The organism is Citrobacter sp. Cu233 (assembly GCF_030332225.1).
In the GTDB taxonomy this organism is placed as follows: domain Bacteria; phylum Pseudomonadota; class Gammaproteobacteria; order Enterobacterales; family Enterobacteriaceae; genus Citrobacter.
The window spans coordinates 18626-37315 of the sequence record NZ_JAOWIF010000028.1 but is presented as its reverse complement, the minus strand read 5'-3'; the positions used below and the strand labels follow the sequence as shown (position 1 = coordinate 37315).

General features: G+C 44.7%; 24 protein-coding genes and 1 pseudogene. 16 read left to right on the top strand and 9 right to left on the bottom strand.

The window, feature by feature from the left end; genetic code table 11:
• Window positions 1–45 precede the first annotated feature (45 nt).
• The 3 genes from OGX95_RS01025 to OGX95_RS01015 all read right to left on the bottom strand — a co-directional run bounded on the left by OGX95_RS01025 (window position 46) and on the right by OGX95_RS01015 (window position 2500).
• Window positions 46–1794: a RecE-related exodeoxyribonuclease gene (locus tag OGX95_RS01025; protein ID WP_286627992.1), complete on the bottom strand. Its 1749-nt coding sequence runs from the start codon at window positions 1792–1794 to the stop codon at window positions 46–48.
• Between the two features lie 333 nt (window positions 1795–2127).
• Window positions 2128–2313, bottom strand: a complete 186-nt coding sequence (locus OGX95_RS01020; RefSeq protein ID WP_047502010.1) for a hypothetical protein — start codon at window positions 2311–2313, stop codon at window positions 2128–2130.
• Complete coding sequence (locus OGX95_RS01015) at window positions 2306–2500, bottom strand: hypothetical protein (protein WP_286627991.1); 195 nt, start codon at window positions 2498–2500, stop codon at window positions 2306–2308. The genes OGX95_RS01020 and OGX95_RS01015 overlap by 8 nt, the downstream gene beginning before the upstream one ends.
• Before the next feature lie 330 nt (window positions 2501–2830).
• On the opposite strand from OGX95_RS01015, the gene OGX95_RS01010 reads away from it, so the two are divergent.
• The gene (locus OGX95_RS01010; protein ID WP_286627990.1) at window positions 2831–3358 is read left to right on the top strand and encodes a hypothetical protein; all 528 of its coding nucleotides are present in this window, start codon (window positions 2831–2833) and stop codon (window positions 3356–3358) included.
• Window positions 3359–3591: 233 nt separating this feature from the next.
• Here OGX95_RS01010 and OGX95_RS01005 read toward each other — a convergent pair whose 3' ends face one another.
• Window positions 3592–4002, bottom strand: coding sequence for a helix-turn-helix domain-containing protein (locus OGX95_RS01005; RefSeq protein WP_016150004.1), 411 nt, complete (start codon window positions 4000–4002; stop codon window positions 3592–3594).
• An 80-nt stretch (window positions 4003–4082) separates the two neighbouring features.
• On the opposite strand from OGX95_RS01005, the gene OGX95_RS01000 reads away from it, so the two are divergent.
• The 13 genes and pseudogenes from OGX95_RS01000 to OGX95_RS00945 all read left to right on the top strand — a co-directional run bounded on the left by OGX95_RS01000 (window position 4083) and on the right by OGX95_RS00945 (window position 9760).
• Window positions 4083–4322, top strand: coding sequence for a Cro/CI family transcriptional regulator (locus OGX95_RS01000; protein WP_286627989.1), 240 nt, complete (start codon window positions 4083–4085; stop codon window positions 4320–4322).
• The gene (locus tag OGX95_RS00995; protein WP_286627988.1) at window positions 4322–4798 is read left to right on the top strand and encodes a toxin YdaT family protein; all 477 of its coding nucleotides are present in this window, start codon (window positions 4322–4324) and stop codon (window positions 4796–4798) included. The genes OGX95_RS01000 and OGX95_RS00995 overlap by 1 nt, the downstream gene beginning before the upstream one ends.
• A gap of 12 nt (window positions 4799–4810) precedes the next feature.
• A complete protein-coding gene (locus OGX95_RS00990; protein WP_286627987.1) occupies window positions 4811–5053 on the top strand; it encodes a DUF4222 domain-containing protein in 243 nt (80 codons plus the stop codon).
• A gap of 59 nt (window positions 5054–5112) precedes the next feature.
• Window positions 5113–6057 carry a phage replication protein O gene (locus OGX95_RS00985; RefSeq protein ID WP_502872756.1) on the top strand — a complete coding sequence of 315 codons (945 nt, stop codon included), beginning with the start codon at window positions 5113–5115 and terminating at the stop codon, window positions 6055–6057.
• Window positions 6058–6078: 21 nt separating this feature from the next.
• Window positions 6079–6741 (top strand): DUF1627 domain-containing protein, encoded by a 663-nt coding sequence (locus OGX95_RS00980; protein WP_286627985.1) that lies wholly within the window; start codon window positions 6079–6081, stop codon window positions 6739–6741.
• On the top strand, window positions 6738–6947 hold the full coding sequence (locus tag OGX95_RS00975; RefSeq protein ID WP_286627984.1) for a hypothetical protein: 210 nt from the start codon (window positions 6738–6740) through the stop codon (window positions 6945–6947). The genes OGX95_RS00980 and OGX95_RS00975 overlap by 4 nt, the downstream gene beginning before the upstream one ends.
• Window positions 6948–7017: 70 nt before the next feature.
• A pseudogene (locus OGX95_RS22910) lies at window positions 7018–7179 on the top strand (replication protein P); the annotation flags it as partial.
• 169 nt (window positions 7180–7348) lie between these two features.
• Window positions 7349–7825: a hypothetical protein gene (locus OGX95_RS00970; protein ID WP_286627983.1), complete on the top strand. Its 477-nt coding sequence runs from the start codon at window positions 7349–7351 to the stop codon at window positions 7823–7825.
• Window positions 7815–8213 (top strand): hypothetical protein, encoded by a 399-nt coding sequence (locus OGX95_RS00965; protein WP_286627982.1) that lies wholly within the window; start codon window positions 7815–7817, stop codon window positions 8211–8213. The genes OGX95_RS00970 and OGX95_RS00965 overlap by 11 nt, the downstream gene beginning before the upstream one ends.
• A 264-nt stretch (window positions 8214–8477) precedes the next feature.
• On the top strand, window positions 8478–8876 hold the full coding sequence (locus OGX95_RS00960) for a hypothetical protein (RefSeq protein WP_286627981.1): 399 nt from the start codon (window positions 8478–8480) through the stop codon (window positions 8874–8876).
• The gene (locus tag OGX95_RS00955; protein WP_286627980.1) at window positions 8873–9130 is read left to right on the top strand and encodes a DNA polymerase III subunit theta; all 258 of its coding nucleotides are present in this window, start codon (window positions 8873–8875) and stop codon (window positions 9128–9130) included. The genes OGX95_RS00960 and OGX95_RS00955 overlap by 4 nt, the downstream gene beginning before the upstream one ends.
• A 180-nt stretch (window positions 9131–9310) precedes the next feature.
• Window positions 9311–9478 (top strand): YdcA family protein, encoded by a 168-nt coding sequence (locus OGX95_RS00950; protein ID WP_286627979.1) that lies wholly within the window; start codon window positions 9311–9313, stop codon window positions 9476–9478.
• Between the two features lie 120 nt (window positions 9479–9598).
• Window positions 9599–9760 (top strand): hypothetical protein, encoded by a 162-nt coding sequence (locus OGX95_RS00945; RefSeq protein ID WP_286627978.1) that lies wholly within the window; start codon window positions 9599–9601, stop codon window positions 9758–9760.
• Window positions 9761–9995: 235 nt separating this feature from the next.
• Here OGX95_RS00945 and OGX95_RS00940 read toward each other — a convergent pair whose 3' ends face one another.
• From OGX95_RS00940 to OGX95_RS00925, 4 genes are all read right to left on the bottom strand, one after another.
• The gene (locus OGX95_RS00940; protein WP_286627977.1) at window positions 9996–11465 is read right to left on the bottom strand and encodes a DUF6602 domain-containing protein; all 1470 of its coding nucleotides are present in this window, start codon (window positions 11463–11465) and stop codon (window positions 9996–9998) included.
• 471 nt (window positions 11466–11936) lie between these two features.
• Window positions 11937–12800 (bottom strand): HlyD family secretion protein, encoded by an 864-nt coding sequence (locus tag OGX95_RS00935; protein WP_286627976.1) that lies wholly within the window; start codon window positions 12798–12800, stop codon window positions 11937–11939.
• Entirely contained in the window at window positions 12797–13012 is a 216-nt protein-coding gene (locus OGX95_RS00930) for a DUF1656 domain-containing protein (RefSeq protein ID WP_040233557.1), read from the bottom strand. The genes OGX95_RS00935 and OGX95_RS00930 overlap by 4 nt, the downstream gene beginning before the upstream one ends.
• Window positions 13002–14966 (bottom strand): FUSC family protein, encoded by a 1965-nt coding sequence (locus OGX95_RS00925; RefSeq protein WP_286628671.1) that lies wholly within the window; start codon window positions 14964–14966, stop codon window positions 13002–13004. The genes OGX95_RS00930 and OGX95_RS00925 overlap by 11 nt, the downstream gene beginning before the upstream one ends.
• Before the next feature lie 152 nt (window positions 14967–15118).
• Here OGX95_RS00925 and OGX95_RS00920 point away from each other — a divergent pair, with 152 nt between their 5' ends.
• Together OGX95_RS00920 and OGX95_RS00915 are read left to right on the top strand one after the other, a co-directional pair.
• On the top strand, window positions 15119–15913 hold the full coding sequence (locus tag OGX95_RS00920; RefSeq protein WP_121584589.1) for an AraC family transcriptional regulator: 795 nt from the start codon (window positions 15119–15121) through the stop codon (window positions 15911–15913).
• A gap of 236 nt (window positions 15914–16149) precedes the next feature.
• Window positions 16150–16659, top strand: coding sequence for a hypothetical protein (locus OGX95_RS00915; protein ID WP_286627975.1), 510 nt, complete (start codon window positions 16150–16152; stop codon window positions 16657–16659).
• 201 nt (window positions 16660–16860) lie between these two features.
• Here the strand turns inward: OGX95_RS00915 and OGX95_RS00910 are convergent, their stop codons facing one another.
• The gene (locus tag OGX95_RS00910; RefSeq protein ID WP_286627974.1) at window positions 16861–18519 is read right to left on the bottom strand and encodes an SEN1985 family protein; all 1659 of its coding nucleotides are present in this window, start codon (window positions 18517–18519) and stop codon (window positions 16861–16863) included.
• Window positions 18520–18690: the final 171 nt, after the last annotated feature.

Genomic DNA, 18690 nt, shown 5'->3' with positions numbered 1-18690 from the left:
CGTGCAGAGAACGGATCAGGGCTTCATCGCCGGTTAAATTCTCTGTCACTTCTCCGCCTCCGCACTTATAACTCCAGCGGCCAACGCTGCGGCCATGTGCGGCAATTCGTCAAAATCGCCGCGGTATGCCGGGTTTGCACACATCCCCTGCAGAGCTGCGAGCGTCAGTTGCTGGCGGTAGGTGAGGGCCATCGGTTCAGGTTTTGGCGCAGATACAGTTTCTGGTTCCTTTTTCGGCTTAACGGTAACCACGGGAGGATCCATCACCACCGGTTTCGGTGGTTCCGGGCGACGATATTCCACGATCGCATCGAGGGCGATTTTCTGACGAACGGACACATCATCAGACCAGCCCTCAAGAATTGTCGTTGCGACATCGTGAACTTCTTCATCGCTGAAATTGGGCGACAGACAAAATTCAGTGGTGGCGATATCGATGATCAGCAGAGGAAGAACGTCAGCGATAATATGACCGGTGCATGCCACAACGCCTTCCGCTTCTTCTTTACCCATAATGTCAGTACGCCCGGAAAGCAGGTCGTTCAGCGCGTGGGCAATCTCAATTTCATGATTATCAAGAAGTGGACGGTCGTCTTCCTGTTCGGTTACTTCCGTTTTTTCACCTTCATTTGAGGCGCTATTGGCAAATGCTGCATCCAGTTCCCTGTCGAGTTCTGCAGCGCGAGACGGGCAGACTGCTGGTGGTAAATTTTCGTCCTGTAACGTCTGTTCGGTTTTACCATCAGATTTTGCTCCATCATTTTTTTGTGGCAGCGGGGCAGACGTACGGCCGCAGGCAATATCAATGACCAGTTGTGGTGGATTAACGCAGTCAAAACCCGCAATGCAGCTATCAATGTATTGGCGCAGTTCGCCAGGGTAAATATGAAGTTTTTCATCAGCGGTTTTGATGATGGCCACGATGGACGCCGGGTGATAATCATGAATACCCGGTGTACGTGAAAATGGCGCACACCAGTCATCAATCTCGACATCTTTACCGCACAGCATGGTATTGATGCGCATTTCAATGCCAACTGGAGGACTGCACACGTCGAAATCCATGGAGCGGGATAATTTGCCCATGGCGATGCGATAGCGCAGCCTGGTAGCAAGTTCGCTCATGCTTGGTTTTTTCTCATTGCGTTTTGCTGGCGGAGTATCAAGCCATTTATTAATCGGCCTTTTGATATCAGTCCACTGTGCTGTTTCTTTGACAGTTGCACGTAGATGCGCCATTAATTCTTCCTGACGTTCTGGCAGCAGCGCCAGTGTGTGTGGTTCGCGGGCGATAGCTTCCGCCAGTTCGCGGGCAAAACTGCTTTCATCATCGTTAACCAGATCCATTACCTGGCCGTATTGAATAGCTGTGATTTCCTCGACAGGTCCAAACAGCACCAGACTGGCGGCGCGATAGTTAGCTGGTAACGGTCTTACCGCTGTCATTTTTTCTGCGGCTGTAACATCTTCAGCAAGTTCAGGCTCAACCAGCACGCGTTCAGGTTTGCCGGTTTCAGCATTCCAGACAATTTCATCTGAGAAAAAATCAGGAGTTAATACGCCCATAAGTTCAGGTCGCGGGACGTCTTCGCTGTCCTCCCATACTTTAGGCTTGAAATAATCATCAGCAAGTTCTGGTGCAAATTGCAGAAAAATTCCGTGTAACATTACCTGTGCCGCGGATTTATTTTTTGCTCTCACAGCGCCAGCGTAAACGGGAAGGTCTTTATTTTTCTCAAGCGAACCTTTTTTAGGTTCGAGCATTCCAGAAAAAATATTTAATTCAATAGTCATAACAACCTCAATAATGTTTATGTGTATGGCGTGCATTGCTTCTGCTTAAATTACAGCGCCGTGGTTCATGAATTTGTTTGTAGGAGATAGCATGCTCAAGGCTACAGAAATAAGCAGTCACCACTCTCTTATGAATTCTTTTTGTTGATTTATACATGGAATCATCAGAACTCCATTTTTTACAATACGGACAGCACTCAAGTGTCACTTACCCTCCCTGCATAGCTGGCTATGACAGGGCCATCATTGATGGATATAGTTAGCCCTGCCAGTTAAGGCATAAATAAAAACTCTCTTAATTGTTTGAAGTTATTGAAGGGGGTAAATAAAAGTTCAGCGTAAAAACTCGCTAATATTAACCCTCTGGTCGTTAACTATTTTGGTCATTACTTTGATGAAACACATATCCAGCACCGCCTCATCTTTATATTTTTGAACGCCGGTTATATCAGCCACAGCTTTTTTATATTCAGCTTCAGCTGTACGCTGGGCAATATCTTCTCTGGTAAATTTAACCATTGGCACGCACCATCCTGAGTAAAGGTTCCGTGTGATCGAGAGCTGCCTTCTGTTGTTCGTACAGCGCTTCGATCTCAGCTGTAAGGCGGTCGCGAAAAGCAGGAACGGTTAACTGATGAATAAAATTACTTACGGAGCTTTCCACATCAGGATCCCCGTCCGGTATAACTGGCTGTGAATTTTTCATAAACCCTCCGGTAAAAAAGGTGCCATCGTGGGAGATGGGCAAAGATCACGCGGCACACACAGCAATTAATCACATCTGCAAGCGCACTCCACCTGTTCCACACCTGTCACCCATAACTGGTAAGTGAAGGAGTGCACTTGCATGTTGCGCCCTGAAAAAGCTGGCGGTTACCGGAAATACACGGGAAAACACCGGGCCGCCAGAACAGGGGTCTACTTGTTATTGCTTTGGCCTGCTTTTAACCACATCAGGCGCGGTGGATCCTGCTATTCCCCAACAACAAGGATTCGGTTAATCTGGATATCCCCAACAATAATATGAGTACTCAAAGTGATCGCTGAACTGTCGGCGGCTATGGCCGCGATAAAGGAAACGGCTGGTCTCGCTAAGGTTATTAATGAAGCGAAAACAGATGCAGAGGTAAAAGCTGCAACCATAGAAATCCAGAACAAACTAATCATGCTTCAGGCGGAGTGCTTCTCTCTTGGCGATGCGATCCGCCTTCGTGACGAAGAGGTAATGCATCTCAAAGCAAAAATTGCAGAGTTTGAAGATTTTTGTGCCAAGGTAGAAGGATATAACCTTGATCAGCTTGAATCTGGTGCTTTTGTTTACTCTAAAAATGAAGTTGTGAGTGGAAAAGAAATAACCGTGCATCTTTGCCCACTTTGCTATTCCAAAAATATAAAATCGATACTTCATCCTTTCCCTGTAAGTAAAAATGCGCATTTTCATAAAAGCCGTTGTCTCCACTGTGAAAACAAGTTCTTAATGAATAAAAATCCGGACTACGATCAACCCAAATCTTTAAATGAGATTGGGCGAGAATTAAACGGTGGTAGCTGGCTAAACCGTTGAGTCAGGTTGTGGATATCCAGATTGTTAAAGAGCGAAGCGTCCAGTAGGGCGCTTTTTTTGTTTCTGGCCCTGTATCGCCAGGGTAAGCGGAACATTTTGATTCTGAGTAATCACTGCGTGTGGTTACTTGATGGGGTTTAGATTAGATATGTCTAACGAAATAGGCAAGGAATTTTGTTAGATAAAACTAACAAAATGAGCGAGTTTAAATTAACTTACTGATAAATAGAAAATTATTTTTTGGTTTGACGTTGTCTGGCCTGGAGAAGCTCTTCGAATAATTTATTGAAGTTCTGCACTCTCGCTCGCATTTCCTGAAGCTGGGCTTCTTGCTCCGATTCAGGCAGAGAATCAAAGAGATCTATCAACTCCCGATGCTTGTCAGTCAACTGAGTGGTGGATGGTAATTCATTGGCAGGGACAGGATTTTGCTGTTCATCTCCAAACAACAGCCAAGTCGGTGTGCATGATAGGGCTTTTGCGAGCGAAAACAGACGGGTGCCGACAGGTTGCGTTTCATCACGCTCCCATTGCGAAATGGTCACGTGCGCAACACCAGCAAGTTTGGCTGCCTCACGCTGAGTCAGCTTTAGCTCTTTACGTCTGGCAAGAGCTCTTTGTCCAAGGCTGTTTAAATTTTTCATAGTTAGACAATTCTAAATTTTATTGACTTAGATATCCCGCGCAAGCTAATGTTAGATATACCTAACAAAATGGAGGTCACATGCTCACATGTGAAGCACTTGCTTTTTTTGACACCAAAACAAAACTCGCGAAAGCCGCCGGTGTAGAACTTCAGTCTCTTTACAAATGGGGAACACTTGTCCCCGAAGGTCGGGCCCGTCGCCTGGAAGAAGCCTCGGGTGGCGTACTCATCTACGACAAAGACGTTTATGACCGTTACCGCCAGGCCAAGCGCCTTGGTAAACAGAATATCTGCACAACCAAGAAGGAATCTGATTGATGAAAATCAACGAGATTAAATTGCTGGCTATCGAGCTGGAAGAGTGGGCGATGAAGGATGGCAGGAAAGGGGGCTGGAAAAAGATAGTCCCGCTGATTACAGCGCATCACTACGGTGAGTTGCTGGATAGCTTGGCAGATATCGTGGACCCGTCAGAGTATGCGCGTCGCCTGCATAACAACACTCAGATCATCCAGCGGGCATTTCGAAATGACACGCCGAATTATCGTGGTCAGGCAGCTGCGCTGGCGCCAGCAATCAGGGCTGCGATGGATGCAGAGCTGGCTGGTCAGCATGACTTACATAACCTGGTGGCCATTGCGAACCGCGAGTGCATCGAGGCAACCAGCGCGGTGCTGACTGGTAAGCCCATGCAGGTTATCCGCAAAGAAACGGCAGAGGCGATTCAGGCGCTGGCCGATCTCATCCCCGGCGTCAGCATCCAGTTTAACCATATTGGTCCGCGCGCGGCGTAACAGGAGGCTCCCATGCTTGCCCAGGAATTAGTAGACCGTATGAAAAAGGCGATGAAGCACAGAGTACCGGTGGAGACAGTCGATCGCAGCGCTGAACTGATTCCGGGGATGAAATACCGCAACGAACGCGGACGCATGGTGACGGTAATGAGAGTTTCTCATCTTCGGGTTATGTACCGATACGAAGGCTATCAGGACATCTGCGAGACAGGCCGGAGAGAGTTTGAACTCAAGTTCAGGAAGGTGCAGTCATGACTAAGCGCACAGCAGGTACGGAGTTTTGTGTGAGTAGAATTTTTGAGATTGTCCAGTCGATGTCCGGTCAGGGAAACAGCATCACGATCCCTTGTCCGTATCTGGATTTTTTCGCTGGTGACCGCCAGCAGCATTTGCTCGCGGCGATCCTGAATCAGCTGGTGTTCTGGTCGGGTAAATCTCACCTGGAAAATGGCTGGTTTTACAAAGAACACGCGGTAATTGCTGCGGAAGTTCGTGCGTCCAGCGAGGATGTCATCCGCAAGGCAATGAGCAAAATAATCAGCCAGTATTTGCCCGGTGTTATCGAAGAGAAGAAACGCAAGGTAAACGGTACGCCGAAGATGCATTATCGCATCAATGAAGAGGCATTAATTGCCCTGATATTCCCGCCAGTGCTGGATTCGGCTCTTAAGACGAATGGAAACGGCTCTCAAGCCGAAACCAAACGGCTCTTAAGCCGAATGGAAACGGCTCATAAGCCGAATCCTGGAAACGGCTCTCAAGCCGAATCTATTCTCTATACAGATCTTAAAACAGATAAATACATACAGATCTCTTCTTGTCCGGGAATTGCGTCCCCGGAAGTCGATTTACCTACAGGCGAAGAAAAAAAATCATCTTCTGAACAGCAAAAAGGCAAATGGGGCACACCAGAAGATCATCAGTGCGCTGAGTGGGTTTTTTCCCGCATCAAAAAACTCTACGAGAAGGCCGCCGAGACAGACGGCGAACTGTCACGCCCAAAAGACCCTAACTGGAATGCCTGGGCAAACGAAATACGCCTGATGCGCTGCATAGACGGGCGCACCCACCGCCAGATTTGCGACCTGTTCAAGCGCGTACAACGCGATCCGTTCTGGTGTCGCAACGTCCTGAGTCCGTCAAAGCTGCGGGAAAAATGGGATGAATTGATTATCCGACTTGGCGGTAGCACGCAACAACGGGATGTTAACGCCATTTCAGTCCCGGACAACACCATCCCTGAAGGTTTCAGGGGCTAAAAAATTAACCTGGAGAATTTTATGGAAACCATTTTAGACGTACTGAAAGCGATGGAAAAAGCGACTGCCCGTGAAATTGCGGCGCGCATGAAAATTGAGCCTGCGGCGGTGATCGGGATGCTGCGTGAGCACGAAGAACGTAACGAGGTTGTTCAGGCTAACGGGTACTGGAAAGTTGCTACTGGGGAGGTGAAGTCACAGCCCACGGCGACCAGTTCTGTCAGCAAAACACCGGCAAGTGTATCTGTCAGCGACGTCATCGCCTTACTGGCCGAACATGGACCACAGACATCCTTTGAGCTGGCAACACTGGCAGGTATTGAATCCAAACGTGTGGCACCAATGCTGACCCACCACATGACAAAAGGGCGGATCATCCGCGAAAAAGTGGGCAACAAGTTTGTTTATTCGGTAGCGGCCGCTGGGCCAGTTAAAAACAAGATTTCAACACCACAGGAACCGGAGATATCAACGCCACCAGTACTAAAAAAATCTGTCACTGAAATTGTCGAGGAAATTCCCTCGTTCGTGAGCCGTCCTGATGATCTGCTGATCCCAACGGTACGCGGTATCTCAAGCGAAATTCGCCGTACGAAAGCGAAGCTGGCCAACCTGGAAAAACTTCGTGAAGCCGTTCGCAGCATTCGCAAACACGGTGCACTGATGCAGGAGCTGGCGCAATGAAACAGTCTGAGTTACCACGCTGTCCGACCTGCGGAAATATGCCCGAATACGCGCTAAAGCCTAACCATATGGGATGGGTATGGGGTGGATTGAAATGCCCGTATGACCATTACCGTGTGAATTTGAATGGCCCAGCTGGCAGCCGCGCACAGGCAGAGAAAAAGCTGGCGCCACAGTGGATTGAACTTGTCGAAAAAATAAACTAGGGAAAACAGCATGAAACCAACCTACGGGGGACTAGCAGCACAACTCGCTAACTCCGAGAGCAAGAGCAGGGAGCTGGCGCGCGAGGCAGGCGATCTGCTAGACATGTGGGAGAAGCGCGTCGCTGAGGGTAAGCCAGTGCCACCGGTACGCTTGGCAATTGCGCCGCCGGCTGCCGAGCATGGGCGGACACTCATACAACTGTTGCTTGCCAAATACAATCAATTAAAGTAGAGAACAATTGGAGTATACTTACAATGGAAGTGCAAAGAAACCTTTCTTATCCTAAATTATCAACATTTTAACATTCGTTAATCATTGATAAAATCCTTGAGAATTGCTCCTATAAGAGATAAATTTGAAAGGTGATTCCGTAAGAACACATTAAATAAAAAGGTCTGAGATGATTGAGTTAAAAGAAGTAAAAAAATCTTTATCAAGTGTAAATGAAGTTTCAAAATTAAAAGACACAGATTATGGCATCTCTTTTTATTATAAAGAAGCCTTTACTGATTTGAGAGTGTACGCTAAAGAATCTATGATTTCTTCAAGGATTGAAATTTCAAATTCTTTTCAGTCGCCTCATGATTTTAATAGTGTTTTCGATGCTGATAGTATAGCTAAAGTTGTTAATTTGACAACCACAACACCATGTAAAACTATCTTTGTTGAATCCAAAAATTCCAATGGAGCATTCATAATAAAAAATATTTCCTCAGATAAGTTAGATGTTTTTGCAGAGGATAACCTAAGTGAAGACATGCTAAGTAATAATTTAAAGCTGACGATCTTTAAAATGATGCTTGAAAATTTTGCTTGCTATAAAGACCTGAGGGTAGTTGTTGATAAATATAAAGCTGGAGCGCAAAGTGAAAACTAATGACGCACCAAAAATTATCATTCAACTTATATTGAGTGCTCTTTTATTTTATTTTTATTCATTCAAATTTAAGGTTGGCTTATTAGGTTTTTTATCAGAGCAAGTCTATTATCAAGTGCTGATAATTTTGGTTATTTTGTCTGGGTATATTGCAAAATGGTTAGATAGTTTTCGTTTGTTAATTATTCATCATACGTTGATGATATGTTCAAGCTCATATAAGTTGAAACACCTAAAGCAGGGAGTAGAGATTTTAACTGAAAAAACAGTTAATGCACAACTATCTCAATCAGCTCAGGCTATGATGACTGAAATAACATCTTCGGATTTTGAATTAGAGAGTATGGTTAAGGAAATGCATAATCAAATACAAAAAATAAAGAAATAAAATATTCCTATCACAGAATTTAATTTTTGCTAATAATCTTTGCATTATGATTTTGTCATCGGAGCTTGAACAACTCTGTTGACTTCTGCGCATTTAGGGTGACTAAATGCGACCGCAATCTGAAATCTTCGCCTTGTCACAGATGGAGCAATGCGGTGCTGCCACCATTTACTGAGGCTTTGGTGAGGGCTAACCTGCCGGAGGTATGCCAGTCGAAAAAAATCGCAGCCTGACCTATAATCCCCTCCATAACATGGAGGGGAAATGAGCAATCAATTCAGAAGTAAACATGATATCCATCCTTTAGATCCTTACATAAAATGGTTGGCAAATAGAGCGTTCATGCTTGTTATTTGGCTGAGTATTATTGCTGTGGGAGTATTACTTTCTAAGTATTATGAACAGTGGAATATCCTTCCAAGATTTGGCTCAATTGGGATCATGATTGGTACGTTACTTACTCTATCGCCTCTTTTCGCCGATGGTATTTACCTTTCTCAAGCCAAGGCTTTTTGTTTTGCTGGAACGGACGAAGATGGGAAAACGTCAGTCACGTCTGATGAGGGACGTAAAGTGTCCATTAACATTTTTTGGGGTGTGATCTTGATAGTTCTTTCATCCCTCATTAATGCCTTTGGTGACTATCTTGGGGATTATTTATGAGTGAATTTAACATCGCAGCAAAATCGAAAGAAGAGCAGGACAAGGTTAACGTCGACTTGGCGGCTTCTGGTGTAGCGTACAAAGAGCGCCTGAACATGCCGGTTATCGCTGAGCAGGTAGCACGAGAGCAGCCAGAACATCTTCGAGAATACTTCATGGAGCGAGTGCGCCACTACCGCGAGCAAAGCCTGACGTTACCGAAAGCATCCGATCCGCGCTATCTGGACATGGCTGCGCAGAATGAGAAGAGGTAATAGGCCGTCTCATTATCCCGTCGTTCGCTGAAGCTTTGGTATGAGCTAATTTGCCAGAGATTTGTCATCAGAAACAAATGACGGCTTAATAAAATATTGCTAATTCAACCCGCTACGGAGGGTTCTCTTTTTCGCTTCATCAATCCCTGCTACGATTCCCTGTCTTTTACTGATGGGGATATGAAGAAAGTTCTTGTTGTTTTATTGGTGTCACTTTTCTCACTGACAGCAACGGCAGCAAACAAGCCATGCTCAGGTAAGAAAGGCGGAATATCGCATTGCTCGGGCGAAAAGTTTGTTTGTAATGATAGCTCAATCAGCAAATCTAAGAAGGTTTGTCAGAAATAGTTATCAATAGATAGCACTCGCCATCAAAATCAAACCCGCTACGGCGGGTTTTTCACTCTCTATTGTATATGCTATTTTTTATGCAATAAGAGCGATTAATGGGACGCATCAGGGGAGCGCATGGATTCAACGAACGACGAAGAAAAACGCATAGAGTTTGAAAAATTCATCATTGAAAGGTTTGGTGATACAGTTGATCTTCGGAGGGCGAAACATGGCAACAACGGATATATCTCATGGGAAGCGGCGGTTGCTTGGATTGTCTGGCAGGAGCGCTCATAGCACTATGAAACAACGTCTACCTCTAGCGGGCGCTGATTTATTATGGCGCTGCCCGGAGCGTCCCGTCATTCACTATGGACTCCCACTTAGCAACGTCGTTTTAGAATTTGATTTTGGTCCGCTATGAGCGAAAAACGGACTTACTTTAGGTTTGATGAACGTAAATAGGGGGTAATAATGAAATTATTACCCCCTATCGTTAAAAGGCAATTTACTTTATTAATTAATGATGCAGTCAGAGACTGTTCTGAAACGGTCTCTGAGCATTAATCTGTGATGTTAAATATAATTTAGACTTCAAAAAATTGCCTGCCATTCTATAAATGGTGGCATTAGTTCTTATCAGTTGAATTTTTATTAAGTGCATTTTTTTACACTTGGGACAACTTTGTACTAAGTCCTCGGTGATTTGATAATAATAAGGAATTAAAATATTCATTCCACCACATTTTATCGCATCATAAGCAAGTGCTTTAGTTAGCATTTCCTTTCCTTCAACAATTATTTCCCTATCGCTGACTAAAATATCGCTAAGAGGTAAGTGTTCTGGATTGTAAATTATCACATCGCCTGATTGCCTTTCATAAGCCTCATAGTTGTCACCTGCTTTACCATAAGCTATATCCGTGGCTTTCACCCAATTAATTAGTTCTGCTGTCTGGCACCAACTAATTAGTCGTTCAAGTTTCTCTGGAGTATATGTTCTTGCAAAGTCTCCATGCGCTTCACAATGACCATATTCTGCAAAGTAGCCTAAGTTATATTCGTAAGAGTAATCCCCCGCAGTCAACGGAAGTCTGAAATACTGATTTGGTAATACATTTTTAGTTTTTGTGCTATTAAGTAAATTAAAAACAATATCATAAAGTTGATAAAGGCAACACCCTTGATAATCAGGATTACCATATACAACAATGTCTCCAAAGTTCTTCATATCAGAATTATAGACACTTCCAAAGCGTTCATCGCCATATAAGAAAAAGCCTTTCGAAAGAATGAAGACAGCATTAGGAAGTAAACTTTTATCATAACTTTGCGCATGCTTTTCTAACTCTGAAACGATATCGCTCCACTCCATGTCAGTATCATAAGCAAAAATAACTCCGAATCCATCCTTCTGAATTTTCGTGCCTGAATGAACAATAATACCTTGATTACTAACTATTCTCTTTAATTTTTTGAATGAGGCAATATTTTTGAATGCACTTCCTAATTCTTTTTTTGTAAGTTTTGATTTTACCTGAATAGCACCATAGCAGTACTCAACAGGTAAAACCTCGTAGATATCTTGTCGCTGCATAAGCGTAAATGCATTTAATGCATCATAAAAAAGAATATCAATTTCATTACTAATGTGTCCGGTTGTTGATGCAACACGGACGCTCGATTTTGAGATTGCATAACTAAGCGGCAAAAGCTTATTATCTATAAAGAAAGCTCTTAGCAATTCTTCTCTAACCGTACCAACATCTCTAGGATGTTTAATATCTTTAGATATTTCAAAATCTTTAAGCATTTTATTCTGTAAATACATGAACTCACGTTCCAGACCATGAAACTCCTTATCCTGTGAGCGTAATTTATTTGCACGCGAGGCTTGGTTTGATATCCATTCTTTTGTCCTCGCTTCTTTCTCAGCAAAATCAGCACGTTCTTTTTTTTGAGCACTAGTCTGGCGTTTTCTTTTCCTTTCGTTTTCTGACATAACAAAAATATCCTTAAATTTAATAAAAATATTAACTAATTTAACAAATATGGAAATCGAAAAATGTGCTAACCATCTTTTTTTAAGCCTTTAATCAATTTGTTAAGTGACCAAACCTTCATTCCATTGATTTCTAAGACGTTCTCTTCGAGCACGCAATGATTCACTGCGATCCAAGTGTAAGTATCTAACATAACTTGGTCATTTACTCTAAAAGAGTTACTGACACTCCAACTTCCGCTTCTGGCACTATGGGGACCTTCGCAAACAGGACACCCTCGATTTCACCAAAACGGTCAAGCTTCACCTCTTTAATAGAAATATGGGGCTACTACCCATCGTGTTGCTCTCTGGCTCATTAATAAATCAACATTATAGGTCCGCAGAAGTCATGGGATGACCGGTGTTACTGGGATATTTACACATACACCGTTACCTCAACCCTATGATAGTCGGAGCTGTTAATACCTGTTAAGGCATAATGGATACACTCGCGGATAATCCTGCCACTAACTCAATGCCTGCAGGCATGGTATCTAACTGGATGCGCACCGGTACGCGTTGAGCCAGCCGAACCCAGCTAAAGGTGGGATTGACATCCGGCAGCCCAAGTCCGCCGGTCTCATCGTTGCTGTCACCAATTCCCCGCCCGATACTCTCCACATGGCCTATGAGCAGCGAATCAAAACCCATCAGTGAAATCTGCGCGGTTTTCCCGACGCGGATATGACGCAGTTTAGTCTCTTCAAAATAGCCCACCACCCAGAAACTGTGCGCATCGACAATGGCGACTTTTGTCTCTCCCGCGGTGGCATAGTCACCGGGCCGAAGACGGAGATGTGTGACATAGCCGTCCACCGGTGATCTCACGGTGGCATGCGCTAAATTAAGCTGAGCCAGTTCCAGCGCGGTCAGTGCGCCCTGATAATTGGCCGCCGCGATGCTTGCCGCACTGCCTGTTTGCTGGATGTCCTCACTGGATATCACCCCTTTGATCATCGCCCGTCGCCTTGCCGCATCCTGCCGCATTAGCATCTCATGACGTTTTGCCTCAACGTCAGCCTGTGAACTCAGCACGGCCAGCTTCAGCCAGTGGGGATCGATGGCATAGAGAATATCGCCACGGTTAACCCACTGGTTATCGCGGACCTCCACGCGACTCACCGGCCCGGAAACATCCGGTGCAATCTGCACCACATCCGCACGAACCCGCCCGTCGCGTGTCCAGGGTGTTTGCGCATACTGTTTCCAGAAAATAAATGCCACGAGTGTCGCCACCGCAACGGCACTTAATGTCAGCGCATAGCAACCCAATAAAGAGAGTAAAGATTTCATGCAAATAACTCCAGAGTGGTCAGGCCCTGCAAAAGCAGGAAACAACTAATGATAAAAGTCGAAAAATCAATCAACGGGCGAAAGGGCAAACGTCGGTAAAGCCTGCTGAAAGAGAAAATTAATAAGAGTGATAGCGTACAGATCAGCGCGATGAGCACAGTCATCAGCAGACCGGGAAAAAAAACACCCCCGATATTGATGTCATTTATCATTTGTGGATCCCTCGTCCTGCGTTCGTAACGCGCAGTGCAAATCAACCAGTTTGTCGACTAACTGGCGCGATGGTTTATCAGTGGCGGGCAAGTATTGAACGGTTATCTCCGCGATGCGCTCGCGCAAGGCTTCAGTCTCCGTAGAGCGGGTAAGGTTATAAAGGATGGCGTTGATGCCACAGCCTGAGGGCATGTCGCAGCGGCGAAGATGCATCACACCGAGGCCAATGCGCAGAAAGTGCATCAGGTGAACAAGTGCCCGAGCGGATGATGGCCTGCTACGCGGTATGCGTGGCAGCAGCAAGGCAGCTCGATCAATCATCAGATTGGTCCAGTGCGTTTCATCTCCTTTAAATACGCCGTTCACGCTCCGGCGGATATCACGCTGACAAAGTTTCAGCAGGCGGTTTATCGCCGCGTCGGCTTGCACGGTTTGCAGCAGGCTCATGCTAAAGACCGCAAAACCGGTCGCGAAAAATAGCGCGATGGCGGTGTTAGCCGCATCGGCGAAGTTGCCGCTGTAATGTGCACCCAACTCGCACAATACAGGTAGCGTCAACGTTATTCCCATCGCCATAAACGTGGTGGGCGGCCGTGCCTGGAGTGACCCGGCAAGCAGGTAGACCGGAGCAAGCACGGCAACCAGTACGGGAAAATCGCTGACCTGGGGAAGCAGGGCAAAACTATAGATGAGACTTATCAATACGCCCCAGAAGGAGCCGATAATGTATTTCACAATATGGGGTGCAGGCGTGTCGAAACTTCCAAACAGAGTGCAACAAACCCCAAGAATGGAAACCGCTGTACCGCCATCTGACCATGCTGAGTCGATCCATATCAGACAGCCGCTCAGGATGATGGCAAACGCGCCCAGTGCCGTCCGGATTGCACTCAGGGGATCGCGATGAAAAATATATCCTTTCGCCGCGCTATCTTCCGCCCGTATGGTCCCGGGTTCCGCGTGAAATATAGCCTGCGAAAGGCGCTCACACTGGTGAATAAGACTAATCAACTCCGCTATGTAGCCTAAGAAGTTCACCCCCAGCGCGTCCTCAAAGGTCAGTGATTGCACCGCACGCTTCTGTAGTAACCGGGTGCTACGTTTTTGTAGGGCTTCAGCAGTACTTTTGTGTTTCCCGACATTGTCGCAGGTGAGCCAGGCCTGGACATCATTCAGCAGCGTCTGTATATCGGCGGGCATATCCGCGATCACCTGCAAGCGATCGCGTAATTCGCCGTTCACGATGGCTAATCGTGCCAGCCTGTCATGGAGTGCTTTTCTGGCCTGTCGGGCCGGAACTGAAAGGGCAAAATCATACGGGATGTGGTGGCTGATGCCCTGCAGGAATTGCAGTGCAAGCGCGAGTTGCAAGGGGGCTGAAACCTTATCAGACTTGCCCGCCAGAGTATCGGCAACATGCTGTCGTGCCGCGTGTAGCGTCTGCGTCAATTTGCTGTTGAACAGGCCTGATATCCGACTTGGCAGAATGTACCGGTGGATCAGCGCGGCGCAGACGATACCGATCGTTATCTCCTGCACCCGGATGATAGCAATGTTAAACACCGAGCCTGGGTCGGATACGGCGGGAAAGCCAATCAGGCTTGCGGTGTAACCGGCCAGTACAAAGGCATAGGCGCGGGGAGTACGGTCAAGAAGGGATAACCAGAGGCAGAAGGCTATCCAGCCTGTCAGCATCACGCTGCATACAATCGGCATATTCACAAACGTAGGCACGATCAATACCGTTGCCCCTGCGCCCGCCACGGTGCCGACCAGGCGATAGAGACACCGGCTCAGCGAAGCGCCCACAGAGGTTTGCGAAACAATATAGACGGTGATGATGGCCCAGGAGGGCCGTTCCAGGCCAATCGATAGGGCGATATAATAGGCGAGCATCGCAGCGGCAAAACTCCTGAGGGAATAGAGCAGGGCATGGGCGTCACTCAGTAGCATGGGAGTGATTATGCTGCCTGACCAGCGGCGTATCGCGTGCCAAAAAGGGACGTGTTGGGGGATGATTGTATTCATGCCGAGAATTATTCCCGGTTTGCACACGTCACTAAATACTCTATTCTGTCAAAAAATACCTAAATGTTGCCAATAACATGACATCCCGACTTGCCAATACCTTGTTTGATCCCGACAGCACGTCGAGCCCGGCAGTCGCTCGTCATATCGATTTCGTCGATTACGCAGCCGAAGTTCCGGTTCATTCGCACCGTAAAGGGCAGTTGATTATTGCTCTGTATGGGGCGGTAATTTGTCGTGCGGAAAACGATATCTGGATTGTGCCACCCGATTGCGCGGTGTGGATCCCCGGCGGCGTTCCTCATAGCGCCAAAGCGACCTGGAATGCGCACCTTAACTATCTGTTTATTGAACCTGGCACTGCCGCATTGCCGGAAAAATGCTGCACGCTGGCCATTTCACCACTGATTAAAGAGTTAGTTGATCGTTTAACGAATGAAGGCGTTGATTACGCACCACAGAGTCATGTTGGCAGGCTAACCAGAGTGACACTTGATGAACTCGTGACCATGCCACAGCAGAAATTGAGCCTGCCGGTCTCTGCGAACCCTAAAATTCGTGCTATGGCCGATGCGTTAGTCAGCAATCCAGACGACCGGAGCACATTCAAAGTCTGGGCAAAGCGACTGGCACTCAGCGAACGCTCGTTAGCGCGCTTAATGCTGCGTGAAACCGGTCTGACCTTCGGTCGCTGGCGTCAGCAACTGCACTTGATTATTGCCCTGCGGGAGCTGGCAAGTGGGGTGTCAGTACAAAATGTGGCAGCAAACCTGGGGTATGAGTCGGTTAACGCATTTATCACCATGTTCAGAAAAACCATGGGCAGTACGCCAGCGCACTATTTTTCTGTTCGCAAAACGGCTGATTCATAGACTTGATAAAGTGTGAGGCTCTTGATTTAGGCATGGGCAAGATGCGGGCAAGCTTACTGAGTTGAACTCACAGTGAGGAGAGGATATTGCAGAAAAATCTAAATAGTTTTGGTATTATTGTAAAATATCATTGCCAATAACGATTAAATCTTCTGCCAAGTACGGTGGTAAAATGCTTTAATTAAAATCATATCAGTTTTTTTATTTTTAAACTTAAGCCAGCAAAGGTGGTAAATATGAATATTTATAACTCTAGAAAAAATAGCACGCGAAATAGACGGAGAGGAATGTATTTTAAAGATATCATCCTTCCGCTTGCATTAACGTTTCTTGGGATATTAGGGACTTTAGGAGGAGTGCTTATTACAAATTACCAGAATTCTGTTAACGAAAAAGAATCTCGTCTTTATGAATACCAGAATAAAATAATTGAACAGAGAATTATCCTCATTGATAGAGCTGCTAAGATTTTTGGTAAATCTCCGGGTTTGCAAGATATTTGGAATGAGCACCTTGACATGATAAAAAAAGGAAAAGTTGAACAACTAGTTGTTGATAAATTAACTGATGCTCAAGGCGAGTTTCAGAGTATTATTTATCTCTCAAGCATTTATTTTGGTCCTAAAACTCAACAAGCACTTAAGGATTTTGATGAAAATCCAGGTCCATGGTGGACAAAACCCAAAGATAAACAAGATAATTTCGTATCATCCATGGCCTTAGAAATTAACTATGGGATAAAGTGATCTCACAACATATCATTTCGAAATGGTAAAAAAAGAAATCATCTTCAGTTAGATATCGTGAGAAATGTATACAGAGAAGCATCATGGATATTATTCACCAAGATGCTTTTTATGTCCGATTTCGGTACATAGCAAACAGCTATGGGCTGCTGAAGGTCCGCTGTGAGCGAGAAGCGGACTATGAAACTTCGCTAAGCGAAGCTATTCAACATTTAGGTCATGTCGTTCATCAAGTTTACCAAAATCTGACCATCTTTTTGTTCCAACGCCAATTAAGTTGGCTCCATAATAGCTAAAGAACGATGAATAATGGTTTTGCTTAGTTATGGCATCCATGCAAGCTCTCACAATAATTTGTCTTTCAATCGTTGCCATATCCTTGCCATATAAATTTATCATGGGAAGCCAGTCATAAAGAGCTCGGCAATTATCAAAGACAAACAGGTCAAGGTACATGCTTCTACTTTTAGCTCTATATTTAGCTCTCCAATGAGCATCCGTATTTACATGATATGCATTGCCTAAATGGTTTAGGGCAAGTTCAATCCAAAGATGTGGCAAGGGAACATCACAAAAAATACCGCCATGCTTATCCGGTAGGGATGAAATTATCTCATTTATTGACTTAGATACATCTTTAGATAGTGTGCTTTGATAGTAGTTTTGAGCATTACGGAGTAAGTCGTATAATTGAATACTATATAAATATGACGGTTTGTTTTTCGACAATTGCTGATACCAGTATTTACCTAGCTCGCTTTTCGAATCCTTAAGGCGTAATATAAAATTCCATATCGGAAATTCCTCGTGACTTTCGAAGACTTCTCCACCAGAAAACATCTCTGCGGCATTTTCATTATCATCTAAAATTTCGCAGTCTGATATTGTGACCATTTTTTCAAGGGCAAGCTGAATTTCTTTATCATCCATTTTCAGAAACATTCGCTTTAAGGCTGTGTTACCTCCAACTCTCAACATGGGAGAAATATAGCTTGCAGCTATGGTTGGATAGTTGGTTGAAAAGGCACTGTAAGCAAATTCAAAATTTGATTCGATTAAGTGTTTGAAGGTTTTATTGTATTCTTCATCTTCATCTTCATCTTCATCTTCATCTTCATCTTCATCTTCATCTTCATCTTCATCCTCATCGCCATACCCATGAAAATCGGCACCTTCTATAAAACGAGAGTCTTTACTTTCACCTGAAAAAATGGATTTTTCAAGAAAAGCATGACTTCTGAAGTATGATGACAAAAATTCAATATTCTCTTCTGTTTTATCAGGTAATGCACTATTTACAACAAGAATCCCTAAGTCACTGAATGAGTTGCTTTCAAATATAGCATTTATGGTAAGTATCGGTTTAGATTCTTTACTAAATAAAGGTGCTGTAAAGTCAAGATAAATAATATCAAATTTAAATGATGTTATTTTTATGAGATCAGAAATATTACCATTAAATATCTTTAATGTCGGGAATTTATCTCGAGCGCTCAAGAGTGCAGCAGAATACATTTTTTTATCAGACTCAATAGCCCATACATTTGAAATTTGAACACCGAGGCTGATCATTACTTCTAAATCATTTTCTGGTTCGGGGCCGCAAAAATAAGCAATCTTTAATTGTTGTGGTTGTTTTGATTCATACATACTATTCGAAAAAATGGTCCATGAATCGATGATGCTTTCATCTGGCTCCTTGTTTGGAAGTATTTCATCAAATGCATAATCCCATAACCTTCTGATATAGTTAGGTTTCAATATACGCTGATTATCTCTATCAATAGTCAGTTTCTTGATTGCTTTTGTCCATATTTCAATACGGCTTTTTTCTTTAACGTCCTGTTTATAAGTTACCATGGCCTGTTCATTCTCAATATGTGGGGTAAGTATGAAAAAACACGTCATATCGAATCTACCATTTCCACCGCGTAAACACTATTAAAATTAATACTAATATTAATCTATTTCTATGGATCAAATGAATAGCTTACCAAAACCACATTGCAAGCCACTCTCTATTCATTCAAT